Source organism: Stutzerimonas stutzeri, from assembly GCF_019090095.1.
Taxonomy (GTDB): domain Bacteria; phylum Pseudomonadota; class Gammaproteobacteria; order Pseudomonadales; family Pseudomonadaceae; genus Stutzerimonas; species Stutzerimonas stutzeri_AN.
Map to the genome: position 1 here is coordinate 37,981 of NZ_JAGQFP010000003.1, position 26,783 is coordinate 64,763.

Genomic DNA, 26,783 nt, shown 5'->3' on the forward strand with positions numbered 1-26,783 from the left:
CCGGCCCGTTTTTTTATCCGTTGAAAGGCTGATCGACATGACCGCCAAACGCTTCGCCCTGACGCCCGGCGAGCCCGCCGGCATCGGTCCCGACCTCTGCCTGCTGCTTGCTCGCGATAGCCAGCCGCATGTGCTGATTGCCATCGCCAGCCTCGAGCTGATGCGCACACGCGCAGCTGAGCTGGACTTGAACATAAGCCTGATCGAGGTAACCCCGGACCACTGGCCGACCCAGCCGGCCGCTGCCGGTCATCTGTACGTTTGGGACACGCCGCTGGCCACCCCGACAACAAGCGGCCAGCTCGACCCCGCCAACGCCAGCTACGTGCTCACCACGCTGCAGCGCGCCGGCCAGGGTTGTCTGGATGGCAGTTTCGCCGGCATGATCACCGCGCCGGTGCACAAGGGCGTGATCAACGAGGCCGGCATTCCGTTCTCGGGACACACCGAGTTTCTTGCCGAGCTGACCGGCACCGAGCAGGTGGTGATGATGCTCGCGACCCGCGGGTTGCGGGTCGCTCTGGTCACCACTCATCTTCCGCTCAAGGACGTTGCCGCAGCCATCACCGCCGAGCGATTGCAGCGGGTCACACGCATCCTGCATACCGATCTGGTGACCAAGTTCGGCATCACCCGACCACGCATTCTGGTCTGCGGGCTGAACCCCCACGCCGGCGAGGGCGGACACCTGGGCCGTGAGGAAATCGAGATCATCGAGCCGGCCCTGGCCGCGCTTCGGGACGAAGGCCTCGAACTCGTCGGCCCGCTGCCCGCCGATACGCTGTTCACCCCTAAGCACCTCGAGGACTGTGATGCGGTGCTGGCGATGTACCACGACCAAGGGCTTCCGGTATTGAAGTACAAAGGCTTCGGCGCTGCCGTCAATGTGACCCTGGGCCTGCCGATCGTGCGCACCTCGGTCGACCACGGCACCGCGCTGGATCTCGCCGGCACCGGCCGCGTCGACCTGGGCAGCCTGCAGGTGGCGCTGGAAACGGCCTACCAGATGACTGGCAGCCGGAACTGAGAAGGTTGGCGGCTTGCGAGCAGCTCGTAGGCCTTGCCTGAACGACCGATCTCAGCCGACACGGATGTCCGCGTCATAGTTTCCAATACAGCTGCATCATGGGAGTGCGCTGGGATCCGTGCACTGGCGGCATAGGGCTCGGCGGCTGACGAGCGTTGGCATGGCCGCGCTGATTGCCATTCAGCCGGAAAGAGGCTGCCGCATGTTGCTTGCTCCCTGCCAGATCACAGGCATCTTTTTAGCGACTGATACCGCCCCCACTGCGCCCTACCCGGCCCCGGGCCACCGTTATCGTCTTTCCTGCCCTGCAGCCTGCTAAAATGCGCGCCTTTTCCGCTTTCGGCTGCAAGCATCACGCTTGAGCCACCTGGAGCTTTCCATGTCCGAGTACCAACACCGGGCGCGCAAGCGTTTCGGTCAGAACTTCCTCCACGATGCCGGCGTGATTCATCGCATCCTGCGTGCCATCCATGCCAAGGCGGGCGAGCGCATGGTGGAAATCGGGCCCGGCCAGGGCGCGCTCACCGAAGGACTGCTCGATAGCGGCGCGCACCTTGACGTCGTCGAGCTGGACCTGGACCTCATCCCCATCCTTGAGCAGAAATTCGCCGAGCGGGACAACTTCACGCTCAACCAGGGCGACGCCCTGAAGTTCGACTTCGGCCAGCTGAGCCAGACGCCTCGCAGCCTGCGCATCGTCGGCAACCTGCCGTACAACATCTCGACCCCGCTGATCTTTCACCTGCTCGAGCACGCCGCCCTGATCCGCGACATGCACTTCATGCTGCAGAAGGAAGTCGTCGAGCGGCTCGCTGCCCAGCCCGGCGGCGGTGACTGGGGCCGGCTGTCGATCATGGTGCAGTACCACTGCCGCGTCGAACACCTGTTCAACGTTGGCCCAGGCGCGTTCAACCCTGCGCCAAAGGTCGAGTCGGCCATCGTGCGTCTGGTGCCGCACGAGGTGCTGCCGCATCCGGCACGCGATCATCGCCACCTGGAAATCGTGGTTCGCCAGGCGTTCAACCAGCGCCGCAAGACACTGCGCAACACGCTCAAGGGCTTGCTCGACGCCGACGCCATCGCCGCGGCAGAGGTCGACGGCAGCCTGCGTCCGGAACAGCTGGACCTGGCTGCGTTCGTAAGATTGTCAGACCAACTTTCCGCCCGCAGCTGACCCCCATGTCCGAACGCGAGCCACCAGCAGGAGTCCCCATGCCCGAAGACCTGCGCTACCGGATCGACGTCAGCGTCAGCCCGACCTACCTGGCCGACCAGTCGCAACCGGAACAAAATCGTTATGCCTTTGCCTACAGGGTAACCATCGAGAACAACGGCCAGCTCACCGCTCAGCTGCTGTCGCGTCACTGGCTGATCACCGACGGTGACGGCCAGGTGCAGGAAGTGCGCGGCGCCGGCGTGGTCGGCGAGCAGCCGGTGATCGCGCCGGGCCAGCGCCACGTCTATACCAGCGGCACGCTGATGGCTTCCCGGGTGGGCACCATGCAGGGTAGCTACCAGATGCTCGCCGAGGATGGGCACCGTTTCGACGCCATCATCGCGCCCTTCCGACTGGCCGTACCCGGAGCCCTGCATTGACTACCTATGCTGTCGGCGACCTGCAAGGTTGCCTCGAACCCCTCCAGTGCTTGCTGCAGCAAGTCGACTTCAGCCCGTCTCGCGATTGTCTGTGGCTGGCCGGCGACCTGGTCAACCGCGGACCGCAATCGCTCGAGGCGCTGCGTTACGTCCGTGATCTGGGCAGTTCGGCGGTCACCGTGCTGGGCAATCACGACCTGCATCTGCTGGCCGTCGCTCACAACATCGAACGGCTGAAGAAGTCCGACACGCTCCAGCCCATCCTCGACGCCCCTGATCGGGCCGACCTGATCGACTGGCTGCGCCGACAGCCGCTGGTCTATCACGACAGCGAGCGAGAGACGACCATGGTCCACGCCGGCATCCCGCCACAGTGGACACTGGCCAAGGCGCTGCGGCGTGCGGCCGAAGTCGAGCAGGCGCTATGCGATGACGCCCTGCTGCCGCCCTTTCTCGACGGCATGTACGGCAACCAACCAGCCAAGTGGAACAAGGAGCTGTACGGCGTTCCACGGCTGCGCCTGATCACCAACTATTTCACCCGCATGCGCTTCTGCAAGGCCGACGGCACGCTCGATCTGCAGGCCAAGGAAGGGCTCGATTCCGCACCGCCAGGTTTCGCGCCCTGGTTCAGCCATCCCAATCGCAAGACCCGTGGCTGCAAGATTATCTTCGGCCACTGGGCTGCGCTGGAAGGACGCTGCGACGAGCCCAACGTGTTTGCACTCGATACCGGTTGCGTGTGGGGCAACACCATGACCCTGATGAATCTCGACAGCGGAGAAATGCACCGCTGCGACTGCGAGGCATCCCATGACTGACTTCAAACGCATCTCCCCCGAACAGGCCCAGGCACTGCGCAATTCCGGCGGGGTCTTCGTCGATATTCGCGATGCCCAGAGCTACGCCAGCGGCCATATCGCCGGCTCGACACATCTGGACAACCATTCGCTGCCGGACTTCATCGCCGCAGCCGACCTCGATCATCCGCTCGTCGTCACCTGCTACCACGGGCACTCCAGCCAGAGCGCCGCGGCCTACCTGATCAACCAGGGCTTCTCCGACGTCTACAGCCTCGACGGCGGCTTCGAGCTGTGGCGCCAGACCTTTCCCCAGGACGTCGAACAAGGCGATCCATCCTAAAAAAATATCCCACCCCGAAGGCCGCGAATGGCGCGGCCTTGCGCCTGCGATCCGACGAAACGCAGCGGTAAAAGCAGCTCTGCTCCCTTGAATTTGCTGAATCCGAACTATCCTTCAGTTCAGGCCATCCAAACAAATGAAAGCCGTGTAGCGGCTACCGGGCCTCAGGTTTTCGACCATTAGGTGTTCGGGGGGACTCCAGGGCCGACAAGTCGGTCGCACCTGAATGCCTGATGACAACACCGGCTCCGAGCATCGTCCGAGGTGAAGTCATGAGCATTTTCAGCCATTTCCAGCAACGATTCGAAGCAACCCGTCAGGAGGAGTACTCGCTTCAGGAGTACCTCGACCTGTGCAAGGAAGACCGGGGAACCTACGCCACTGCAGCCGAGCGCCTATTGATGGCAATCGGTGAGCCCGAACTGATCGACACCTCGACCGACTCGCGGCTGTCGCGGATCTTTTCCAACAAGGTGATCCGTCGCTACCCCGCCTTCGAAGACTTCCACGGCATGGAGGACTGCATCGACCAGATCGTGTCCTACTTCCGGCATGCGGCGCAGGGCTTGGAAGAGAAGAAACAGATTCTCTACCTCCTCGGCCCGGTCGGCGGCGGTAAGTCGTCCCTGGCCGAAAAGCTCAAGCAACTCATGGAGAAGGTGCCCTTCTACGCCATCAAGGGCTCCCCCGTGTTCGAATCGCCACTGGGCCTGTTCAACCCGGCCGAGGACGCGCAGATTCTCGAAGAGGATTACGGCATTCCACGCCGCTATCTGAATTCGATCATGTCGCCCTGGGCCACCAAGCGTTTGCAGGAATTCGGCGGCGACATCAGTCAGTTCCGCGTGGTCAAGCTGTACCCCTCGATCCTCAACCAGATCGCGATCGCCAAGACCGAGCCCGGCGACGAGAACAACCAGGACATCTCGGCCCTGGTGGGCAAGGTCGATATTCGCAAGCTCGAGGAATTTCCGCAGAACGACGCCGACGCCTACAGCTACTCGGGCGCCCTGTGCCGCGCCAACCAGGGCATGATGGAATTCGTCGAGATGTTCAAGGCGCCGATCAAGGTGCTCCACCCGCTGCTGACTGCCACCCAGGAAGGCAACTACAACAGCACCGAAGGCCTGGGCGCGATCCCGTATAACGGCATCCTGCTGGCCCACTCCAACGAATCGGAATGGCACACCTTCCGCAACAACAAGAACAACGAGGCCTTCATCGACCGCATCTACATCGTCAAGGTGCCGTACTGCCTGCGAGTCAGCGATGAGATCAAGATCTACGACAAGCTGCTGTTCAATAGCTCGCTGTCGCAGGCCCACTGCGCGCCCGACACGCTGAAGATGCTCGCGCAGTTCTCGGTCCTGAGCCGGCTGAAGGAGCCGGAAAACTCCAACATCTATTCGAAGATGCGGGTCTACGACGGCGAGAACCTCAAGGATACCGATCCGAAGGCCAAGTCGATTCAGGAGTACCGCGACACGGCAGGCGTCGACGAAGGCATGAACGGCCTATCGACCCGCTTCGCCTTCAAGATCCTGTCCAAGGTCTTCAACTTCGATCCGCACGAAATCGCCGCCAACCCGGTGCACCTGCTCTATGTCCTCGAGCAGCAGATCGAGCAGGAGCAGTTCCCCGCCGAGGTGCGCGAGCGCTACCTGCGCTTCATCAAGGAATACCTGGCGCCACGCTATGTGGACTTTATCGGCAAGGAGATTCAGACCGCCTACCTCGAGTCCTACAGCGAGTATGGCCAGAACATCTTCGACCGTTACGTGCTCTATGCGGACTTCTGGATCCAGGATCAGGAATACCGCGACCCGGAAACCGGCGAGATCCTCAACCGCGCCGCGCTCAACGAGGAGCTGGAGAAGATCGAGAAGCCGGCCGGGATCAGCAACCCGAAGGATTTCCGCAACGAGATCGTCAACTTCGTCCTGCGTGCCCGTGCCAACAACAACGGCAAGAACCCCTCGTGGCTGAGCTACGAGAAGCTGCGCGTGGTGATCGAGAAGAAGATGTTCTCCAACACCGAGGACCTGTTGCCGGTCATCAGTTTCAACGCCAAGGCCAGCAAGGAGGATCAGAAGAAGCACAACGATTTCGTCGTGCGCATGGTCGAGCGCGGCTACACCGAGAAGCAGGTACGCCTGCTTTCGGAATGGTATCTGCGGGTACGTAAATCGCAGTAAGAGCAGCCTGAAGCTGGAAGCTGAAAGCCGGAAGAACAAGCAAAGCGCGCTTGCGGCGTTGTCGGCACTTCCAGCTTCTGGCTTCCAGCTTGAAGCTGCCCCGGAGGGGCCTATGAGTTACGTGATCGACCGCCGTCTGAACGGCAAGAACAAGAGCACAGTGAATCGCCAACGATTCCTGCAGCGCTACCGAGGACACATCAAGAAGGCTGTGGAGGAAGCCGTTGGCCGCCGCTCCATCACCGACATGGAGCATGGCGAGCAGATCAGCATTCCCGGTCGGGATATCGACGAGCCGATTCTGCATCACGGGCGCGGCGGCCGGCAGACCATCGTCCACCCGGGCAACAAGGAGTTCGTCGCCGGTGAGCGTATTCCGCGCCCGCAAGGGGGCGGTGCAGGCCAGGGCTCGGGCAAGGCCAGCAACAGCGGCGAGGGCATGGATGACTTCGTCTTCCAGATCACCCAGGAAGAGTTTCTCGACTTCATGTTCGAGGACCTGGAACTCCCCAACCTGGTCAAGCGCCACTTGGCCGGTACCGACACCTTCAAGACCGTCCGCGCCGGCATCAGCAACGAAGGCAACCCGTCACGCATCAACATCGTTCGCACGCTGCGCTCGGCCCATGCCCGCCGCATCGCCCTGTCAGGCAGCAGCCGCGCCAAGCTGCGCGAAGTGAAGGCCGAACTGGCTCGCCTGAAGCTCGAGGAGCCCGCCAACTTCACCGATATCCAGGCCGCCGAGGAAGAAATCGAGCGGCTTAGCGCCCGGATTCACCGTGTGCCGTTTCTCGACACCTTCGACCTCAAGTACAACCTGCTGGTCAAGCACCCCAACCCCAGCTCGAAAGCGGTGATGTTCTGCCTGATGGACGTGTCCGGCTCCATGACCCAGGCCACCAAGGACATCGCCAAACGTTTTTTCATCCTGCTGTACCTGTTCCTCAAGCGGAACTACGACAAGATCGAGGTGGTATTCATCCGCCACCACACCAGCGCCAAGGAAGTGGATGAGGAAGAATTCTTCTACTCCCGCGAGACCGGCGGCACCATCGTCTCCAGCGCGCTGAAAATGATGCAGGAGATCATGGCCGAGCGTTACCCGGTCAACGAGTGGAACATCTATGCCGCGCAGGCTTCGGATGGTGACAACTGGAACGACGATTCGCCGATCTGCCGGGACATCCTGATCAACCAGATCATGCCGTTCGTCCAGTATTTCACCTACGTGGAAATCACCCCCCGCGAACATCAGGCGCTGTGGTACGAATACAACCAGGTGGCCGAAGCCTTCGGTGACTCGTTCGCCCAGCAGCAGCTGGTGACTGCGGGGGATATCTATCCGGTGTTCCGCGAACTCTTCCAGCGGCGCATGGCTAGCTGAGGTACGCAGTATGAAACGACAGCCCATTTCCACCGGTTCGGAATGGACCTTCGATCTGATCCGCGCCTACGACCGCGAGATCGGTCGCATCGCCGAGCGCTATGCGCTGGATACCTACCCCAATCAGATCGAGGTCATCACCGCTGAACAGATGATGGACGCCTATGCCTCGGTGGGCATGCCGCTGGGCTATCACCACTGGTCCTACGGCAAGCACTTTCTCAGTACGGAAAAATCCTACACCCGCGGGCAGATGGGCCTGGCCTACGAGATCGTGATCAACTCCGACCCGTGCATCGCCTACCTCATGGAAGAGAACACCATCACCATGCAGGCGCTGGTGATCGCCCACGCCAGCTACGGCCACAACAGTTTCTTCAAGGGCAACTACCTGTTCCGCACCTGGACCGACGCCAGTTCGATCATCGATTACCTGGTGTTCGCCAAGCAGTACATCATGCAGTGCGAGGAGCGCCACGGCATCGACGCGGTGGAAGACCTGCTCGACTCCTGTCACGCGCTGATGAACTACGGGGTCGACCGCTACAAGCGTCCCTACCCGATTTCCGCCGAGGAAGAACGGCGGCGGCAGAAAGACCGCGAAGAGCACCTGCAGCGGCAGATCAACGACCTGTGGCGGACCATTCCCAAGCTCGGCGAGAAGGAGGACGAGCGCAAACGCGACCAGCGCTTCCCCGCCGAGCCACAGGAAAACATCCTCTACTTCATCGAGAAGCACGCGCCGCTGCTCGAGCCCTGGCAGCGCGAGGTGGTGCGCATCGTGCGCAAGATCGCGCAGTACTTCTATCCGCAGCGCCAGACCCAGGTGATGAACGAGGGTTGGGCAACCTTCTGGCATTACACGCTGCTCAACGACCTGTACGACGAAGGCCTGGTGACCGACGGCTTCATGATGGAGTTTCTGCAGTCGCACACCAGCGTGATCTACCAGCCCGGCTTCGACAGCCCGTATTACAGCGGCATCAACCCCTACACCCTCGGGTTTGCCATGTATCAGGACATCCGTCGAATCTGCGAGCACCCCACCGACGAAGACAAGCGCTGGTTCCCCGACATCGCTGGCAGCGACTGGTTGACCACCGTCAAATTCGCCATGAACAACTTCAAGGACGAGAGCTTCATCCTGCAGTTCCTCTCGCCAAAGGTGATTCGAGACCTCAAGCTGTTCAGCATTCTCGACGATGATCGCAAGGACGAGCTGCTGGTGCCGGCCATTCATGACGAAAGTGGCTATCACACCATTCGCGAGCTGCTGGCGGCGCAATACAACCTCGGCAACCGCGAGCCCAACGTGCAGGTCTGGAGTGTGGATCGTCGCGGCGACCGTTCGCTGACGCTGCGCCACCAGCAACACGATCGCAAACCCCTTGGCGAGTCCACCGACGAGGTCCTCAAGCATCTGCACCGGCTGTGGGGATTCGATGTGCACCTGCAGTCGATGCAGGATGACAAGCTGGTCACCACCCACCACATGCCGCCGCGGGTCGAATCGGATGCCGAGAGCAAATTCCCCGGCATGAACCTGGCGTTGCCGCCGATCTGATCCCCAGACGCTGCGCCCTCATGAGCCTCGCGGCTTGCTGCCGCGAGGCTTTCGTTTATCCTCCGCCACAACGGAGGATGACATGCACATCTATAAAGTCGGCGGAGCGGTACGTGATCGGCTGCTGGGGCGGCCCGTCACCGAGGTGGACTGGGTGGTGGTTGGTTCCAGCGCCGAGGAGATGCAGGCCAAGGGCTTCCGTCCGGTGGGGACGGACTTCCCGGTATTCCTGCATCCGGCCACCGGCGAGGAATACGCACTCGCCCGCACCGAGCGCAAGAGTGGCCGCGGCTATGGCGGCTTCACCTTCTACGCCAGCCCGGACGTCACCCTGGAAGAAGACCTCATCCGGCGCGACCTGACGATCAATGCCATGGCCGAGGACGAACAGGGTCACCTGATCGACCCCTACGGCGGCCAACGCGATCTCGCAGCCCGGCAGCTCAGGCACGTTTCACCTGCGTTTGCCGAAGACCCGCTCAGGGTATTGCGTGTGGCGCGCTTCGCTGCGCGTTATGCGGAGCTTGGGTTTCGCGTCGCACCCGACACCCAGGCGCTGATGCGCCAGCTCGCCGAATCGGGCGAGTTGCAGGCGTTGACCCCGGAACGCAGCTGGAAAGAAATCTCGCGAGCGCTGATGGAACCCCGCCCCGACGTGTTCGTCCAGATCCTGCGCGATTGCGGTGCGCTAAAGGAGCTGTTTCCGGAAATTGACCGGTTGTTCGACGCACCGCCCGCCGATCAGCATGAAGCGTCCCCCGCGGAATGCCTGCTGGCAGTGCTGCGGCAGAGCGCGCTTCACGAACAACCGCTGGCAGTACGCTGGGCGTGCCTGTTGCGCCCGCTGGGCGAGACGACCGAGTCCTCGGAGCCGGTCGCCGCCAAGGCGGACCTTGCGCGGATCGCAACCATCAATGCGCGCTACAAGGTCCCGCGTGACTGCCAGGACCTGGCCATGCTGGTCGGAGAATTCTGCCCCTGCGCGCATCGGGCACCGGAACTCTCCGCGCAAACCCTGTTCGACCTGCTTCAGCACTTCGACATCTATCGCCGTCCGGAACGCTTCGAGCAGTTCATCGCCGCCTGTGCAATGGACGCGCAGGGCCATGCCTCAGCCGAACCTGCCGACTACCGCCAGGCCGACTACCTGCGGGGCGCGGCCGAGGCCGCTCGTGGTGTACAGGTCAAGCCATTGATCGAGCAGGGTTATCAAGCGGCCGAGCTGGGTGAGGCGCTCAAACGCGAACGCCTGCGGGCCGTGCAGGCCTATCAGTCGGGGCAAAAGGCCGACTGAATCCGGCCCAGATACTGATGTCGGACTGAACGCGTCAGATCACGAGTAGCGATCCACCGGTCCGTTCAGGTCTCGCAGCGTGGCGCCGACGCCAGCAGTTCAGCCGGCGTCAACTGTTCGCCCTTCCACTGGAACGGCACCGGCCAGAGCTGCTGCTCGATGGCTGACTCGCGCCATAGCTCGGCGAAGCAGCGCCCGGCGCCCGGATGGGTGACGTCCGGTGCGAGCAGGGCCAGTGGCCAAAGCACGAACGCATTTTTCAGCGTCTCCGGACGCGGCAGCTCCAGCCCATGGAAGCTGCCGACCAGATCGCCGTACATCAGCACATCGATATCCAGCGGCAGGCCTTTGCGATCCGGCGCGTAGCGGCCATTGTCCGCCTCGATGAACTTGAGTTTGCGATCCAGCTCTGTCAGCGACAGCGCCGTGGTGCCGCACACCACCAGGTTGTAGAAGTTATCGCCCTTGTAGCCCACCGCGAGGCTCTCGAACACGGGCGAACAACGCATCTGGTCGAGCAGCAGGGCCAGCGCATCGAGTCCGGCCGTCAGGTTCTGTTCACGCCGGCTGTTGCTGCCGAGCCCAAGCAATACGCGCGTTATCGACATCCGCGTTCGATCTCCACACCCAGCGCCGTGGCGCGCGCATTGACACCTGGCTTGGTGACCCGCAGGCGCAGCCAGGGAATGCCGAACTGATTCATCAGGCCAGCCGCCAGCCGCTCGGCAAAGGTTTCCACCAGCTCGAAACGGGAAGCCTGCGCAAACCGGTCGATGGCGACGGTCACTTCAGCGTAGTCCAGCGCCTTGTCCAATTCGTCATTCTCCGCGGCTGGACGAATGTCCCAGCCGAGGGTCAAATCCAGACGCAGACACTGCCGAATGCCGCGCTCCCAGTCATAAGCGCCGATCAGCGTATCCACTTCCAGCCCTTCGATGAAAACTGTATCCACGCAACTCTCTCCCACGGCACGACAATGTCGTCGCACGCCGTTAGACTCAGGAGCTCCCTGCCCCGGATGGATGCCATGTTCTGGCAACTGACACTGCTCGCCTATCTGATCGGCTCGCTATCGTTCGCCATTCTACTCAGTCGCTTGGCGGGCGTACCCGATCCGCGTGCCAGCGGTTCCGGGAATCCCGGCGCCACCAACATGCTCCGCCTGGCAGGCAAGCGCCTGGCAATCAGCACCTTGTGCGGCGACCTGCTCAAAGGCCTGTTGCCCGTCCTGCTCGCCGCCGCGCTGGGCCTGCCCGTCGAACAACAAGCCTGGATCGCGCTGGCCGCCGTGTTGGGCCACCTGTATCCACTGTACTTCCGCTTTCGCGGCGGCAAGGGCGTCGCCACGGCAGCCGGCGCCCTGCTCGGCCTGCATCCACCAACGGCCTTATTGGCGCTGGTGATCTGGCTGGCCGTCTTCAAACTGACCCGCACCAGCTCGATCGCCGCGCTGGTCGCCCTGCCGCTTTGCCTGCCGTTTCTGGCCTGGCAACAGCCCGCCGCCCTATGGCCCATGGCACTGCTGGCGGGCCTGATCGTCTGGCGCCATCGCAACAATCTGCGCGACCTGCTTGCAGGCACTGAGCGACACTTCTAAGTAATGCATGGGCCTCATATGGCCGCCAGCGTTTCCATCGGCCAGCGTGCCTGTACCGCAATCTGCGGCCCGTCTTGTTGGCCTGCCATTAACCGTTGGCAACCGGCGTACGCGATCATCGCACCGTTGTCCGTGCAGAAGCGCGGCCGCGCATAGAACACCTGCCCCTTCAGCTCACCCAGCATCGCTTCGAGGCTCTGCCGTAGCGCCTGGTTGGCACTTACGCCACCGGCGATCACCAGGTTGTTCAGCCCAGTCTGCTGCAGCGCGCGTCGGCACTTGATGGTCAGCGTGTCGACGACCGCCTGCTGAAAGGCCAACGCAATGTCGCAACGCGTCTGTTCGCTTTCATCGCCAGCATTACGGCAGTGCTGCCAGGTCGTGAGCGTCGAGGTCTTGAGGCCGCTGAAACTGAAATCCAGGCCAGGCCGATCGGTCATCGGGCGCGGAAAAACGAAACGACCCGGTGTGCCGCGCTCGGCAAGCCGGGCGATCTCCGGACCGCCGGGATAACGCAGGCCCATCAGCTTCGCCGTCTTGTCGAACGCCTCGCCGGCGGCATCGTCAACCGACTCGCCCAGCAATTCGTAGCGCCCGATGCCATCGACCCGGACAAGCTGCGTATGGCCACCGGAGACCAACAAGGCGACGAACGGAAACGCCGGCGGCCGTTCTTCGAGCATTGGCGCCAGCAGATGACCTTCCATATGATGCACACCGACGGCCGGTACGCCCCAGGCAAACGCCATCGCCTGAGCGCAGGACGCCCCAACCAACAAGGCGCCGACCAATCCCGGGCCTGCGGTATAGGCGACCGCATCGATCTGTGCCGCCTCGCGGCCGGCTTCGGCAAGCACCTGGCGGATCAGGGGGAGCATGCGTTTGACGTGATCACGCGAGGCCAGCTCCGGGACCACCCCGCCGTAGACGCGGTGCAGGTCGATCTGACTGAACAGGGCATCGGCCAGCAGGCCGCGCTCGCTGTCGTAGAGCGCGACACCGGTTTCGTCGCATGAAGTTTCCAGCCCCAGCACCAGCATGGGTTCGACCTTCCAGAGAAGCGAATGAAGCCGCGCATATTAATCGCCGCGGCCGGCGACCGACCAGCGCTTTTCGCTCAGGGGGCTTTGCATTCCACGTGGCAAGGCGTTAACATCCGCAACCCTTAAAACCAGCGTGCTCGCGATATTTGCCGAAGCGCGTTGTAACCGGTAAACAAGTGAAGGTACGTCCTGGATGCCCAACGTTAAAGTTAAAGAGAACGAACCATTCGACGTAGCTCTGCGTCGCTTCAAGCGTTCTTGCGAAAAAGCCGGTGTTCTGGCTGAAGTCCGCAGCCGTGAGTTCTACGAGAAGCCCACTGCTGAGCGCAAGCGTAAAGCTGCTGCCGCAGTCAAGCGTCACGCCAAGAAAGTGCAGCGCGAACAGCGCCGCAGCGTTCGCCTGTACTGATCCAGTACAGCTGAAGCTGCATCAAGCCCGGCCTAAGCCGGGCTTTGCATTTGAAAAGAACTCCGCTTCGCCAGTCGGCGAATGGTCGGAGTTTTTTTCATTCCGGCCCGAACACCGCGAGCGTATTCTCATACCCCTATGGCCGGCTTGATCCCGCAATCGTTCATCGATGATTTGCTCAACCGCTCCGACATCGTCGAGGTGGTGAGCTCGCGCATCCAGCTGAAAAAAGCGGGCAAGAACTACACTGCATGCTGCCCGTTTCACAAGGAAAAGACCCCGTCGTTCAGCGTCAGCCCCGACAAGCAGTTCTACTATTGCTTCGGCTGCGGCGCAGGGGGCAACGCGCTCGGCTTCATCATGGATCACGACAGCCTGGAGTTTCCCCAGGCCGTCGAGGAGCTGGCCAAACGGGCCGGCATGGAAGTGCCGCGCGAAGAAAGCGGGCCGGGGCGCAAGCCTCGGCAGCCCGTGGATTCGCCGCTCTACCCACTGCTCGAGTCCGCCGCCGAATACTACCGGCAAGCACTCAAGGGCCATCCGGCCCGCAAGGCCGCTGTGGAATACCTCAAGGGACGCGGCTTGTCCGGCGTTATCGCCAGGGACTTCGGGCTCGGCTTCGCACCGCCCGGTTGGGACAATCTGCTCAAGCACCTGGGTGGCGACGCCTTGCAGCAGAAGGCGATGATCGATGCCGGCCTGCTGATCGAGAACGCCGAAACCGGTCGTAGCTACGACCGGTTCCGTGATCGCGTGATGTTCCCGATCCGCGACAGCCGCGGGCGAGTCATCGCCTTTGGCGGCCGCGTACTGGGCGATGACAAGCCGAAGTACCTGAACTCACCGGAAACGCCGGTTTTTCACAAAGGCCAGGAGCTCTACGGGCTTTACGAAGCGCGCAAGGCCAACCGCGACCTGGACGAGATCATGGTCGTCGAGGGCTACATGGATGTCATCGCACTGGCCCAGCAAGGCTTGCGCAATGCAGTGGCCACGCTCGGCACCGCCACCAGTGACGAGCACCTCAAGCGCTTGTTCCGCATCGTGCCCAGCGTATTGTTCTGCTTCGATGGCGATGCCGCTGGCCGCAAGGCGGCCTGGCGGGCGCTGGAATCGACACTGCCCAACCTGCAGGACGGCCGTCGTGCGCGCTTCCTGTTCCTGCCGGAAGGGGAAGACCCGGACAGCCTGGTCCGCCGCGAAGGCACCGACGCGTTCATGGCCCGCATACAGCAACAGGCACAACCGCTGGCCGACTACTTCTTCCAGCAACTCAGCGAAGAAGCCGACCCGCGCTCACTCGAAGGCAAGGCTCACCTAGCCACTCTGGCGGCGCCGCTGATCGAAAAGATCCCCGGCACCAATCTGCGCGCCCTGATGCGCCAACGCCTCGGCGAAATCACCGGCCTGCACAGCGAAGCGCTGCAACAGATGAGCACCACCGCGCCAAGCGCGGCGCCGGAATATGACGACAGCGTTTATTACGACGCCAGCCAGGGCCACGATGAAGGCGACTACTACGCACCACCGGAGCCCGCCCAACCAAAGCGCAACGGTAAGAAAGAATGGAAAAAGGACTGGAAAAAGCCCGGCCAGCGTCCAGACTTTAAAGCACGCGCACCGAGAACACCGGCAACGGTAGAGCCACCGGCCCTGACCACGCTACGTACCTTGTTGCACCACCCTGAGCTCGCTCAGAAAGTAGAAGATGCCAGCCATTTTGCCGCCGAAGACGACACGTATGCACAACTGCTCGTCGCCCTCCTCGGCACTTTGCAGAAAAACCCGAAGCTGCGCAGCCTGCAATTGATCGCACGCTGGCACGGAACCGACCAAGGGCGCTTATTACGTGCATTGGCCGAGAAAGAATGGCTGATCTCGGCCGATAACCTTGAACAACAGTTTTTCGACACCATAACTACCCTGGCCGCCAGGCAACGCGAGCGCAGCCTCGAAACGCTGCTCCGCAAAGCTCGCCAGGGTGAACTCAGCGCAGAGGAGAAAGAGCAACTGCGCAACCTGCTAAATCGCAACTCAACACCCGCTATAGGGCACGTCTAAAAACTAGGCGAGGCAGGCAAGACAGGAAAAAACAGGCGAGGATGCGGAGTTTAGTGGCCTAAATGAGCAGTCCGAACCCTGTTTTTAACCCAGTATTGCCAACGCAGATAGTTTTAAGAGGCGCCCTAAATCGACCTCAACTGGCGCGTGAGGTCCCTGCTCGGCTATAATGCTCAGCTTGTTTTCAGCCCGCCAGAACCGTCAGTGGATAGGGTTATATGTCCGGAAAAGCGCAACAGCAGTCTCGTCTCAAAGAATTGATCCAGCGTGGTCGTGAGCAGGGTTACCTGACTTACGCCGAGGTCAATGACCACCTACCGGAGGATATTTCCGATCCGGAACAGGTGGAAGACATCATTCGCATGATCAACGACATGGGTATCAATGTATTCGAGGTTGCCCCGGATGCCGATGCCCTGTTGCTGGCCGAAGCCGATACCGATGAAGCCGCCGCGGAAGAAGCCGCTGCGGCCCTGGCCGCTGTCGAGACCGACATTGGCCGCACCACCGACCCGGTGCGCATGTACATGCGCGAGATGGGCACCGTCGAACTGCTGACCCGCGAAGGCGAGATCGAAATCGCCAAGCGCATCGAGGAAGGCATTCGCGAAGTGATGAGCGCCGTTGCTCACTTCCCTGGCACGGTCGACAGCATCCTCGCCGACTATGAGCGCGTCACCACCGAAGGCGGCCGCCTGTCGGACATCCTCAGCGGCTATATCGATCCTGACGACGACGGCGCCGCCGGCCCGCAGGAAGAAGTCGAGCCCGTCACCCCGCAGACCACGGCGAAGCCGGCTGCCGACGACAAGGACGACGACGAAGAAGACGATGCCGACAGCGAGGAAGAGGAAGGCGATGGCGGCCCGGACCCGGAAGTCGCTCGCGTTCGCTTCGGCGCCGTAGCCGAGCAGCTCGAAGCCGCCAAGAAAGCCCTGAAGAAGCATGGTCGCGGCAGCCAGGAGGCAACCGACGCCCTTCAGGAGCTGGCCACCCTGTTCATGCCGATCAAGCTCATCCCCAAGCAATACGATGCGCTGGTCGAGCGTGTACGCGATGCCCTGAGCCAGGTCCGCGCCCAGGAACGCGCCATCATGCAGATCTGTGTGCGTGATGCGCGGATGCCGCGCGCCGACTTCCTGCGCCAGTTCCCGAACAACGAAACCGAACTGGACTGGGCCGATCAGCTCGCCAACGGCAAGAGCAAGTACGCCGAAGCCATCGCGGCACGCAAGGACGACATTCAGCGCTGCCAGGAAAAGCTGCTCGCGCTGGAAGAAGAGTGCGCGCTGACGATCGCCGACATCAAGGACATCAACCGCCGCATGTCCATCGGTGAAGCCAAGGCTCGCCGGGCGAAGAAAGAGATGGTCGAGGCCAACCTGCGCCTGGTGATCTCCATCGCCAAGAAGTACACCAACCGCGGCCTGCAATTCCTCGACCTGATTCAGGAAGGCAACATCGGCCTGATGAAGGCGGTGGACAAGTTCGAGTACCGTCGCGGTTACAAGTTCTCCACCTATGCCACCTGGTGGATTCGCCAGGCGATCACTCGCTCGATTGCCGACCAGGCACGCACCATCCGCATCCCGGTGCACATGATCGAGACGATCAACAAGCTCAACCGCATCTCCCGTCAGATGCTGCAGGAAATGGGCCGCGAGCCCACGCCCGAAGAGCTTGGCGAGCGCATGGAAATGCCCGAGGACAAGATCCGCAAGGTGCTGAAGATCGCCAAAGAGCCGATCTCCATGGAAACCCCGATCGGTGACGACGAAGATTCGCATCTGGGCGACTTCATCGAAGACTCCGCCATGCAGTCACCCATCGACGTGGCGACCGTGGAGAGTCTCAAGGAAGCCACCCGCGAAGTCCTCTCCGGCCTCACCGCACGGGAAGCCAAGGTCCTGCGCATGCGCTTCGGCATCGACATGAACACCGACCACACCCTCGAGGAAGTCGGCAAGCAGTTCGATGTCACCCGTGAGCGTATCCGCCAGATCGAGGCCAAGGCCCTGCGCAAGCTGCGCCACCCAACGAGAAGCGAGCATTTGCGCTCCTTCCTCGACGAGTAAACAGAACCCCCGGCCCGCGCCGGGGGTTTTGCATTCAGTGCCAGACAAAACAACCCGCTACGATCAGCTTCGCTTGGCGCACCGGCGACACCACCGGTATAATCCGCCGGCCTCTGAGGGCCTATAGCTCAGTTGGTTAGAGCAGAGGACTCATAATCCTTTGGTCCACGGTTCGAGTCCGTGTGGGCCCACCAAAAAATCAAAGAGTTAGGCCAGCTTTTCGTAGCTGGCCTTTTCTTTTTATGGTCCGAAAGTATTTTTACGGGTAACGCTTTCTTAGTCAGGCGTAGGGACGTCGGCGAGCAAGGCATCCCCCGCTGCGACACCTAAGACGCCTGTGGGCTCCCGGGCTCGCCACCCACGAAAAGTACGCCCACCACCGAGCGGGCGTGGAGTGCCAAACGTCACTACATCCCTGCTGAGCGTCTGCAAGCGCAACGCGAACACCTGGGCTGGCAGTTGCTGACCAACTACGTGGTGCGCAATGCTGACTGCCACTCGAAGAACATCGCGCTGTTTTTACACCTCGCGTGCTGATGCTGCCCTGACCCAGTCTATGACCTTAAGCCTACCCGCGCTTCGCCAGCAGCCCCTGGCTTGTCCATAGGCGGACAAACCCTGTACACCGGGTCGATCATTGGAACCTTTCTCAAAGCTGTGCTGAGCATTCTCCGGAGCGAGTAGGCAGCCATGGTCGCTTAACTCTGCGAGTCCGCGGTAGAGGTCGACAATGAAGTCATCGAAGCCGCGAAAACGAGCCCGCCTGACGTGATGTAGCCAAACACATGGTGCATGTCTGGAACCAAGGCATGGAGACATTGCGCAACCCCAAAGCCGCTCCGCATGTTCACGGCGTGGATACCGCTATCGAAGAAATAGGTTAGTCAGGACCGTGCAAACCGGAGCACGGCCGAGAGGTGATCGGTCGCTCTGAATTACTGGCAACGAAACCATAATGCGCGGCTAATCGGCCAGATCCCCCGCAGCTGAGGGAGAAATGACATCGTGGCCTGGCGCGACTATTACCCGCTCTGCCAGATGCTTAAAGCAGACAGTGATCATTGCCACAATTTAGCGAAGGCGACAAAAGCTGGGCGGACGACACGCGTAGGATTCAGGCACGAAAACAGGGAGCAACACCATGAGCGGAAAACCGGCGGCTCGCCAAACTGACCCCACCTCTTGCCCCATGCCTGGCCATGGCACAAACCCCATCGCAACGGGTTCCCCGAACGTCTTCTTCGATAACCTGCCTGCCGCACGGATGAGCGATACGTCAGCCTGTGGCAGCCCGATAGTGGGCGCTGTAGCAAGCACAGTACTGATCAACGGTCTGCCGGCCGCGACACTTGGGAGTACGGGAGGCCATGGGAGCGTCATCATCGGCGGATCCGGTAGCGTGATCATCGGCGACAGCCCAGTAGCCGCCCCTTTCACAGCACCAAGCCCATCAACACTGGCTGCAGCAGCCACCCCGGTTGCGGCAGCGGCAGTGCCCACGAGCCAGTCTTCTGCCGCCCCTCTTGCGGCCCAACCGGCAATGCCCGCCGGCAGCATTACGCGGCCTGCGTCGGCGACTGGTCGAGCGGCAGCTGCCGAAAAGATCCTGGACGACTTCGAGTGCTCAATTTCTACCGATCGAGTCTTCAACGACTCCGAACATCCAATGGGTACAGCCAGTGACCCGTTCGAGAAGAGTAAGGTCATAGAGCAGCTACGAGTACGCCTGGCAAGATCGCAAGGGCAGTATGTGTCGACTCAGGAAAGAATCACCCCTCAGCCGAACCAGCAAGAGACTAGCCTGTGCGGGCCTGCCGCCTTCTTCTACGCGCTGCTGAAGGATCGTCCCGATCTTTATGCCCAATCGATCATCAATCTATGGGAAACAGGGGAAACCACGATCGGGCAGCTACACATCAAACCCAGCTACGGCTGCCGGAATCCGAAGAACTTCAGCGACACGGCGGCAGGAGACCGGATATCCGCGATTGACTGGATCTCGCTGGCCAGTCTTCGAGACAGCGAGAACGTCCTGCTCGATTACGACTCCCCTAGCGACCAGGTATCAGGAATTACTCTCCCCAGCAAAGTAGAGTCATGGTTTACCAAGGCTGGCGCCACCGTTGTCTTCGATAACATCCAGTTCAGGGGGCACATCAACCAGGAGAAGTTCCTAGAGTTGCTCAGCTACCTGAGCCCTCAGCACCATGTCACTTCTCTAGTTTGCGCCTCGATGGTGGAAGGCGGCGCAGGGGTCGGGAAGAATCACTGGATAGTTTGGGAAGGAGCGCCGCAGACCCAAAACGGTGAAATCAATCAGACCACCGCGCCCGAGGAAAAAATCGTCAATTCTCGGATGTTTTCTTGGGGCTACGTTTCGCACCAAGTCACGCGCAGCTATACGCTTAGTAAGCTCGTCAATGACATATACGGCGGGGCCGTATTCAGCAAAATCCCATAACAAGGAAAGCGCCTTATATGCTACGGAAAGCACTCTGCGTCATCGGCTTAATGCTGCAGCTGGCGGGATGTGAAGCAGTCATGTTCGGTGGAGTGGTCGGTAGCTGCGCAATGCGGCCCGAACCGACCCTGCTGCCGGAGGCCTTGCCAGCCGCCAAAGTCGGAGTTCCGTACAGCGTACAGCTCAGCGTGACCAATACTTCTTCACCTGTCCACGGCATCTATGTAAGTGATGCCCACCCCTTACCCGATGGACTGAGTATCCATCACCAAAACCGCGAACCGACTGGGCACATCAACGGCACTCCGATCAAGGCTGGCGCCTATGAAGTGCATATATCCGCCGGCACCTATGGCACCCAGTGCGCCGGCCTCAGGGCACGCCGCGTCTATACGCTCAAAGTGGCGGAATAACCGCCCATGCGCCAGCCAGAACGTGGCGCACGTTTACAAAATAAAGCGAAGAAATAGTAAAGCCCATGAATAGCCTTCGACGCACCTCTCTCATTGGCCTGGCCGTTCTGCCACTGGTTGCCCTGGGACTTCATTCTGCCGTCACCCGAATAGATCCCAACCCTCGGCATACCGTAAGCGAGCAACTCGATGAGCTAAACGGCGTAGCCATTTACTACAACGGAGGGGTCAACACGGTGCAAGGCGTAACCTGACGCAGGACGGCTACAACCTTGGCCTTCGCTATCAGTGCGTTGAGTTCGTCAAACGCTACTACTTCGAGCACCACGGCCACCGCATGCCGGACAGCTACGGGCATGCCAAAGACTTCTTCGATCCACAGGTCGGTGACGGCGCCCTGAATGCCAGGCGCGGCCTGTTGCAATTCACCAACGGCAGTACCGCGCCGCCGCAAGCGGAAGACCTGCTGGTGTTCGCCCCCTCGCTGCTCAACCGCTATGGGCACGTTGCGATCATTGCCAGCGTCGGCAGCGACACGCTGCAAATAGCCCAGCAGAACCCAGGTCCCTTCGGTAGCGCCAGGGAATCAATCCCCTTCTCCCGGCGTGAAGGCCGCTGGTATATCGAGAATGACCGGGTGCGGGGTTGGCTCCGGCTGCCTGCAGCGAATGAGCAAATCCCAACGCTCGATCAACCTGTCGGGCTGATGCACTAGCCACGCCGTGCCGAGTTCGCAGGCGTGAGTTCCGGGCTTGTGGATTAGACAGTGAGTCGAATAGCCGGCATTATCGGCTCATCATTTGAGCCGAATAAGCTCGCTAATCGGCTCACAGACGAGACGAGCAGCCCTCATGAATGACCCGCTCTGGATTTGGCAGCAACCCAACTGGCCGCAATTCAGCTGGCAAGCCGAACCGCTAGCCCCGCTGCTGCGCGCGTGCGCCCAGGCTCAGGGCCGACTACTCGGGATGCTCGGCGCTGTGGGTAGTGACACCGAAGCGCAGAGCAGCCTGGATGCCATGCTGCAGAACATTGTCACCTCGTCGGCAATCGAGGGCGAGCAGCTGAATGTGGGCTCGGTGCGTTCATCACTGGCACGGCGCCTGGGGTTGAACGAAGAAGGTCGCACCACCTCTCGATCCGAAGGCCTGGCGGAACTGTTGCTAGATGCCACTCACAGCTATCAGCGGTCACTCGACCTGCAGAGGCTGTTCACCTGGCATGGCTGGTTGTTCCCCAGCGACGACCACCTGCTGGCCCGCCCGCTACGCATCGGCATGCTGCGCGGCGAAGAGCCCATGCAGGTCGTTTCGGGCCGGCTCGACCGCCCTACCGTGCATTTCGAGGCGCCACCCCGTACAGGGCTGGAAGCGCTATTGAACGACTTCCTCGCCTGGTTCGAGAGTAGCCGTAGCGATGCCGGCCTCGACCCGTTTCTACGGGCCGGCATTGCGCACTTCTGGTTCGTTACCCTGCACCCCTTCGATGACGGCAACGGTCGCCTTACGCGCGCCATCACCGACCTGGCACTGGCTCAGGGCGAGCAGCAGGCCATCCGCTTTTACGCCATGTCAGCGAGCATCCTCGACGACCGCGCCGGCTATTACCGCATCCTGGAAGCCAGCCAGAAGGGCACGCTGGATATCACCGCCTGGCTGCAATGGTTCCTCGCAACGCTGCTCAAGAGCCTGGAGCAGGCCCTTGCTCGTATCGACCGTGTGTTGGTCAAGGCACGCTTCTGGCAGGCTCACCGCAACCAAGCCTTGTCTGCCGAGCAGATCAAAGTGCTTAACCGCCTGCTCGATGGCGGCGAACGGGGGTTCGAGAACGGAATCAGTGCCGCTCAATACCAAGCCGTGGCCAAAGTGTCGAAAGCCACCGCCACGCGCCATCTGAGCGATCTAGTCGAGAAGGGCTGCCTTTCCCGGCTGCCCGGCGGCGGGCGCAGCACGCGCTACCAGATACAGCACTCGGCAAACGCTCACGGCTGATCCGCAACGATAAAGCAGCGAACCGGGCGCGCCGTAATGGTATAGTGCCATTACGCCAAGTTTCGGTACTATCCGGTTAATTCTGGATTACTAGGATAGGAAATGGACTTCTCCCCCACCATCGCTCAGGTCTGGGGCATGCTGGCGTGGTTTATCCCAGCCGCACTTCTGATCGGCCTGCTCAAGTCGCCTTGGGCCAAGGGTCATATTGGCGAACTGCTGGTGCGGCTGTTTGCTCACTGGCAGCTGGACAAGCATACCTACCGCCGCCTGCACAACGTCACGCTCGACACGCCAGACGGCACCACGCAGATCGACCACATATTCCTCTCGCCCTACGGCATCTTCGTGCTGGAAACGAAGAACATGAGCGGCTGGATCTTCGGCAGCGAGAAGCAAGCGCAGTGGACGCAGAAGCTCTACAAACGCACCTTCCCATTTTGAGTGATCTTGATCGCCGTCCAAGCCGATGACACTTTTTGACTCAATGCTAAAAACAAGTGAATAGTACCCTTAGAGCCTGCTCGTGCTGGTTACCGCTGCTTACACATCTCCAATTCCTCTTGGTTGCTCAGCGCGGTTTCAATTCCGAGACGATATTTGCAGTAATCAATTACCTGCTTACGCTGCTCAGATGTCAACTTCTCCAAGGGTTTATCGTCAGCGTCATTGGCGAATAGGTGCCTGAATTTGACCTGCAGAGTGGGGGACTTCTTGATGAAAAACACCTTGCTCACTTCTGCATCATCAAGAGACTCGTAATAGCCGACATAGAGCACGGCAAGTACGCAAAGAATGGTCAAAGCGATCAATTTTTTCATGAGCTCGGGGGAAACAGCAGGCCGGTTTCAGATCGAATGGCGCGCACCAGTTCCATACCAATGTTACCAGGGCAAATCTTGCCATCGCTCGACTGCCCCGGATACTCACGGTGGCCACCAAAGTGCTTAATCACGAAAACGCTCTTAAGAGCCGTGATCAGATTAACCACACCGTCAATTTGTGCGGCAGGAATGGTGTTGGTGGTGTTGTACCCCCAAGACTCCAGAGTCTTTCGGCCGAAAGCGACGAGATCACCGCCTTCTTGAGCTGTTGTCAGGTTATCGAGCAAGACAATCCCAATCACACCAGTGTTGTAGTTCCGAACGCTTGAACCCTTGAGCCGAATGTCCCGCCCCTCATAGATGACGCCGGAACAGTCGATGCCGAAGTGATAGCCGATGTCGTCATAGCCCTGTCCCATGTGTTCCTCTTGGGTTTCAAGCATCTGCTCTGCGCCACCCCCGCATTCATAACTTCGACCAGCATGGTGGAGGGCAACCATCGTGTAGTCCCAATCGCTGTCCATCCCGTTGTTACCTTTGACCGCCCCCCAGGCTGAGCGTGAAACGTATCGATGTCCAAGCTCTTGCACTTTACGGATGATCGCTTCACGGGTCGCGGCGCGGTCGTTAACGGTGATAGTAATCGGTGCCAACGGCTGCCCCGGCTTGACCTCTTGGGCGTTCGCGATGGTGTTGAAGGTACCAGTCACAGGGCTTCCTCCTTGAATTCGCCCAACGCCCGCGCGGGGGACCGAAAGAGGACATGGATCGAGATAACGGAGCTCTCGGATGGCGCTTTAACATGGGCAAGGCCATCAGCATCAGTCACGCCAAACACTTCCTTGCCATCAACCGTCGCAACGAAATCGCGATAGGCAAGCGGCTGGCTGGTTTCGCTATCAGTGATTGCGAAAACCTGGGCGAAAGTTTTGGAGAACTGGAGAGGGAAAGGAGCCTGGAAGGGGGCAGCAGAGTGGCTGTCGCCGATGAGTACGGTACCAGAACCAGCTATGACGGTATTGCCGTGTGCGCAACTACTACTAACGGTCGCCGCGTGCAGGCCATTTATAATGACCGTCGATGACAGCCCAGCGACGAGCGGACTGCCACAGGCACTTGAGTCTGTCTCGCGAGCAGCAGGAAGCCCATCAAACAAGACATTTGGGGAGCCAACTGTAATTGGGTTAGTGCCGTGCCCAGGGACCGGGCAGCTGGTGGGATCAGAAAGACGAGCAGCAGGCTTGGCCATACGAGTTCCTTTCGTTTGTGGTCAGAAACTGAACCCTACCAAAACTGATCTGAGCTATCGACCGGCAGATCAGTGGAGCGTGACCTGTATAGGGAAAGTCCGACGCAGCTCGGCGCCTACTAGCTCGTTAGCCGAAAAATTTTCATCAACGGCTCTGTACTCTGCCGGGCTGCGACTGATCGGGGCTGTAGGGCCATGCCTGATTTGCGACACGACCCACAGCACTCGTTCAGTTATCGCCAACGCAAAACCTGACCGTTTCCCGGTACAAAAAACAGTACACTGGCGGTACAGTGCCTAGCTTCTGTCACTTTTGCAAAATTTCGCTCAAGCCCAGTAACGACGCAGCCTTCAGCTTATTTTACTTACGCTGATCTGCTCACGGTTTTACTGGGCTTGCTGCGTCCCGAGGCAACTCATAAACCTTTGGTCCACGGTTCGAGTCAGCGTGGGCCCACCACCTTGAAAGCTGCGCATTGCGCGGCTTTTTTGTTTCTCCGCATCGGCATGCTGAATGAAACCAACCTCTTTCAAATAACCCAATCGCATATAAAGCTGAACAAACGTTCCTAGACTCTCTAAGCTTGACCCCCTTATCGTTCGCGCGAGGTCGCCGTGTGGGGTGGCCGCTTCGCCACGCTTAAGGACGTCCATGCTTCCAGAATCGCTGTCGCTCGTGTTCGTCTGTGTCTTGTTGCTGTGGGTGTTGGTGTCTTTCGTGCGGGAGACCTGGAGCCCGGACGTTGTCGTGGCGATTGCGGTGGCGGCGCTGATTGCCGTTCAGTTGCTAACGCCGGCTGAAGTGCTTGGGGTGCTGTCGAACTCAGCCCCGGTGACCATTGCCTGCATGTTCGTGATTTCCGCCGCGCTGGAGCGCACCGGCTGCATCGATGCGCTGGGCAACTGGCTGGGCGGACTTGTCGGCAACAGCCCGACCCGCGTGCTCGCCGGGCTGACGCTCACCGCGCTGGTCATTTCGGCCTTTCTCAACAACACGCCGGTCGTGGCCATCCTGACGCCGGTGGCGATTTCGCTGGCCAAGCGCGCCGGCACCACGCCGTCGAAACTGCTGATTCCGCTCTCCTACGCCACCATTCTCGGCGGCACGCTGACGATGATCGGCACCTCGACGAACATTCTGGTCGACGGCGTCGCGCGCCAGGCCGGTTTGGCGCCGTTCGGCATGTTCGAGATCACCGGAGCGGCACTCGTGCTCGCGGCCGCCGGCATGCTCTACATGCTGACCATCGGCAAGCGGTTGCTGCCTGAGCGCGATACGCTGTCCAAGCTGCTCGGCCCGCGGCTCGAGCGCACTTTCATGAGCGAGCTGCGGGTCCCCTCGGGCTCGCCGGTGATCGGCAAGAGCATCGCCGAGGCCAACCTCAACGGCGGTAGCGGCCTGCAGGTGCTACAGGTGAATCGCGGCGCGCAGCTGTACAGCCGACCGGAGCAAGACTTCAGCCTGCTTGCCGGCGATGTCCTGGTGATTCATGGCCAGGTGAAGGACGTGGTCGAACTGCGCAGCAGCGCGCATCTGACGTTTAACCGCGGCGAGGCCTTCGAGACGATCAGCAGCGAAGATGAGGTGCTCGCTGAAGCCATCGTTGGGCGCAACTCGCGCTACAGCCACCGGCCGATGCGTGACCTCGATCTACGTGCGCGCTACGGGATCAACGTGCTTGCCGTGCACCGCCATGACGAGAATATCCAGGGCAATCTGGATGACTTCCAACTGCAGTTCGGTGACGTGATGCTGCTCGAAGGCTCGCCTGCGCAGATCAAGCGCTTCGCCGACAACGGTGAGCTGATCAGCCTCAACGCCGTGCAGGAGCGCGCCTATCGCCGGGACAAGGCTCCGATCGCCATGCTGACGACGCTGGCCGTGATGCTGCTGGCGGCGTTCGGCGTGATGCCCATCGAGGGTCTGGCGATCATTGGCGCCGCTGCGGTGCTGGCCACCCGCTGTCTGGATGTCGAGGATGCCTACAAGGCCGTGGACTGGAAGATTCTCAGCCTGATTTTCGGCATGCTGGCGATCAGCGTGGCGATGAACAAGGTCGGCCTGGTCGGGCTGATCGTCTCCAGCGTCGTCGGCCTGACGCCCTGGGCCGGGCCGCTGTTCATGCTGGGGTTCATCTACCTGTTCACTTCGGTACTGACCGAAATCCTCTCCAACAACGCGGTCGCCGTGCTGGTCACGCCGATTGCCATCGGCCTCGCCCAGCAGCTGGGTATCGATCCGCGCGCCTTCGTCGTCGCCGTAATGTTTGCCGCCAGCGCCAGTTTCGCCACGCCCATCGGCTATCAGACCAACACCTTCGTTTATAACGCCGGCGGCTATCGCTTCGTCGACTTCCTCAAGGTGGGGATTCCGTTGAATCTGTTGCTGTGGCTCGTGGCGACGCTGGTGATTCCGCTGTTCTGGCCGTTGACGCCGGTATAGATGGCCTGGCTTGC

At 60.8% G+C, this 26,783-nt stretch carries 23 protein-coding genes, 1 tRNA gene and 2 pseudogenes; 20 read left to right on the top strand and 6 right to left on the bottom strand.

Annotated elements, in window-relative coordinates:
- Positions 1-37: 37 nt before the first annotated feature.
- From pdxA to KVO92_RS20035, 9 genes are all read left to right on the top strand, one after another.
- Positions 38-1,027 (top strand): 4-hydroxythreonine-4-phosphate dehydrogenase PdxA, encoded by a 990-nt coding sequence (gene pdxA / locus KVO92_RS19995; protein ID WP_217477349.1) that lies wholly within the window; start codon positions 38-40, stop codon positions 1,025-1,027.
- A 379-nt stretch (positions 1,028-1,406) separates the two neighbouring features.
- On the top strand, positions 1,407-2,201 hold the full coding sequence (gene rsmA / locus KVO92_RS20000) for a 16S rRNA (adenine(1518)-N(6)/adenine(1519)-N(6))-dimethyltransferase RsmA (protein WP_217477350.1): 795 nt from the start codon (positions 1,407-1,409) through the stop codon (positions 2,199-2,201).
- 38 nt (positions 2,202-2,239) lie between these two features.
- A complete protein-coding gene (gene apaG / locus KVO92_RS20005) occupies positions 2,240-2,623 on the top strand; it encodes a Co2+/Mg2+ efflux protein ApaG (protein WP_021207053.1) in 384 nt (127 codons plus the stop codon).
- Positions 2,620-3,444, top strand: a complete 825-nt coding sequence (locus KVO92_RS20010; protein WP_217477351.1) for a symmetrical bis(5'-nucleosyl)-tetraphosphatase — start codon at positions 2,620-2,622, stop codon at positions 3,442-3,444. Before apaG ends, KVO92_RS20010 begins: the two co-directional genes overlap by 4 nt.
- Positions 3,437-3,766, top strand: coding sequence for a thiosulfate sulfurtransferase GlpE (gene glpE, locus KVO92_RS20015; protein ID WP_217477352.1), 330 nt, complete (start codon positions 3,437-3,439; stop codon positions 3,764-3,766). Before KVO92_RS20010 ends, glpE begins: the two co-directional genes overlap by 8 nt.
- Positions 3,767-4,038: 272 nt before the next feature.
- A complete protein-coding gene (locus KVO92_RS20020; RefSeq protein ID WP_217477353.1) occupies positions 4,039-5,961 on the top strand; it encodes a PrkA family serine protein kinase in 1,923 nt (640 codons plus the stop codon).
- Positions 5,962-6,073: 112 nt separating this feature from the next.
- Positions 6,074-7,345 carry a YeaH/YhbH family protein gene (locus tag KVO92_RS20025; RefSeq protein ID WP_217477354.1) on the top strand — a complete coding sequence of 424 codons (1,272 nt, stop codon included), beginning with the start codon at positions 6,074-6,076 and terminating at the stop codon, positions 7,343-7,345.
- A gap of 10 nt (positions 7,346-7,355) precedes the next feature.
- Positions 7,356-8,909 (top strand): SpoVR family protein, encoded by a 1,554-nt coding sequence (locus KVO92_RS20030; RefSeq protein WP_217477355.1) that lies wholly within the window; start codon positions 7,356-7,358, stop codon positions 8,907-8,909.
- Positions 8,910-8,991: 82 nt separating this feature from the next.
- A complete protein-coding gene (locus KVO92_RS20035) occupies positions 8,992-10,203 on the top strand; it encodes a multifunctional CCA addition/repair protein (protein ID WP_217477356.1) in 1,212 nt (403 codons plus the stop codon).
- Positions 10,204-10,268: 65 nt separating this feature from the next.
- Here KVO92_RS20035 and folK read toward each other — a convergent pair whose 3' ends face one another.
- Both folK and folB read right to left on the bottom strand, forming a co-directional pair.
- A complete protein-coding gene (folK, locus tag KVO92_RS20040) occupies positions 10,269-10,811 on the bottom strand; it encodes a 2-amino-4-hydroxy-6-hydroxymethyldihydropteridine diphosphokinase (RefSeq protein WP_217477357.1) in 543 nt (180 codons plus the stop codon).
- The gene (folB, locus tag KVO92_RS20045; protein WP_217477358.1) at positions 10,802-11,155 is read right to left on the bottom strand and encodes a dihydroneopterin aldolase; all 354 of its coding nucleotides are present in this window, start codon (positions 11,153-11,155) and stop codon (positions 10,802-10,804) included. Before folB ends, folK begins: the two co-directional genes overlap by 10 nt.
- A 75-nt stretch (positions 11,156-11,230) precedes the next feature.
- Between folB and plsY the strand changes: the two genes are divergently transcribed.
- Entirely contained in the window at positions 11,231-11,800 is a 570-nt protein-coding gene (plsY, locus tag KVO92_RS20050) for a glycerol-3-phosphate 1-O-acyltransferase PlsY (protein WP_217477359.1), read from the top strand.
- Positions 11,801-11,814: 14 nt separating this feature from the next.
- Here plsY and tsaD read toward each other — a convergent pair whose 3' ends face one another.
- Positions 11,815-12,840, bottom strand: a complete 1,026-nt coding sequence (gene tsaD, locus KVO92_RS20055; RefSeq protein ID WP_217477360.1) for a tRNA (adenosine(37)-N6)-threonylcarbamoyltransferase complex transferase subunit TsaD — start codon at positions 12,838-12,840, stop codon at positions 11,815-11,817.
- Positions 12,841-13,036: 196 nt separating this feature from the next.
- Here tsaD and rpsU point away from each other — a divergent pair, with 196 nt between their 5' ends.
- The 9 genes and pseudogenes from rpsU to KVO92_RS20100 form a co-directional block, all read left to right on the top strand.
- The gene (gene rpsU / locus KVO92_RS20060; protein WP_003283508.1) at positions 13,037-13,252 is read left to right on the top strand and encodes a 30S ribosomal protein S21; all 216 of its coding nucleotides are present in this window, start codon (positions 13,037-13,039) and stop codon (positions 13,250-13,252) included.
- Positions 13,253-13,390: 138 nt separating this feature from the next.
- The gene (gene dnaG / locus KVO92_RS20065) at positions 13,391-15,313 is read left to right on the top strand and encodes a DNA primase (protein WP_217477361.1); all 1,923 of its coding nucleotides are present in this window, start codon (positions 13,391-13,393) and stop codon (positions 15,311-15,313) included.
- A 218-nt stretch (positions 15,314-15,531) separates the two neighbouring features.
- Positions 15,532-17,388, top strand: coding sequence for an RNA polymerase sigma factor RpoD (rpoD, locus tag KVO92_RS20070; RefSeq protein ID WP_217477362.1), 1,857 nt, complete (start codon positions 15,532-15,534; stop codon positions 17,386-17,388).
- A 117-nt stretch (positions 17,389-17,505) separates the two neighbouring features.
- A tRNA-Ile gene (locus KVO92_RS20075) sits at positions 17,506-17,582 on the top strand.
- Positions 17,583-18,529: 947 nt separating this feature from the next.
- Positions 18,530-18,838: pseudogene (locus KVO92_RS22710) on the top strand (PAAR domain-containing protein); the annotation flags it as partial.
- 1,028 nt (positions 18,839-19,866) lie between these two features.
- A complete protein-coding gene (locus tag KVO92_RS20085) occupies positions 19,867-20,262 on the top strand; it encodes a putative Ig domain-containing protein (RefSeq protein ID WP_217477364.1) in 396 nt (131 codons plus the stop codon).
- Between the two features lie 250 nt (positions 20,263-20,512).
- Complete coding sequence (locus KVO92_RS20090; protein ID WP_217477612.1) at positions 20,513-20,977, top strand: CHAP domain-containing protein; 465 nt, start codon at positions 20,513-20,515, stop codon at positions 20,975-20,977.
- Between the two features lie 136 nt (positions 20,978-21,113).
- Positions 21,114-22,253, top strand: a complete 1,140-nt coding sequence (locus KVO92_RS20095; protein ID WP_217477365.1) for a Fic family protein — start codon at positions 21,114-21,116, stop codon at positions 22,251-22,253.
- 102 nt (positions 22,254-22,355) lie between these two features.
- Positions 22,356-22,694 (top strand): annotated as a pseudogene (locus KVO92_RS20100) (nuclease-related domain-containing protein); the annotation flags it as partial.
- A gap of 92 nt (positions 22,695-22,786) precedes the next feature.
- Here KVO92_RS20100 and KVO92_RS20105 read toward each other — a convergent pair.
- From KVO92_RS20105 to KVO92_RS20115, 3 genes are read right to left on the bottom strand one after another with little or no spacing between them, the layout of a single operon-like run.
- Entirely contained in the window at positions 22,787-23,074 is a 288-nt protein-coding gene (locus KVO92_RS20105) for a hypothetical protein (RefSeq protein WP_217477366.1), read from the bottom strand.
- Complete coding sequence (locus KVO92_RS20110; RefSeq protein ID WP_217477367.1) at positions 23,071-23,787, bottom strand: peptidoglycan recognition protein family protein; 717 nt, start codon at positions 23,785-23,787, stop codon at positions 23,071-23,073. The genes KVO92_RS20105 and KVO92_RS20110 overlap by 4 nt, the downstream gene beginning before the upstream one ends.
- Positions 23,784-24,326 (bottom strand): PAAR domain-containing protein, encoded by a 543-nt coding sequence (locus KVO92_RS20115; protein ID WP_217477368.1) that lies wholly within the window; start codon positions 24,324-24,326, stop codon positions 23,784-23,786. Before KVO92_RS20115 ends, KVO92_RS20110 begins: the two co-directional genes overlap by 4 nt.
- Before the next feature lie 622 nt (positions 24,327-24,948).
- On the opposite strand from KVO92_RS20115, the gene KVO92_RS20120 reads away from it, so the two are divergent.
- Entirely contained in the window at positions 24,949-26,769 is a 1,821-nt protein-coding gene (locus KVO92_RS20120; RefSeq protein ID WP_336512658.1) for an SLC13 family permease, read from the top strand.
- Positions 26,770-26,783 lie beyond the last annotated feature (14 nt).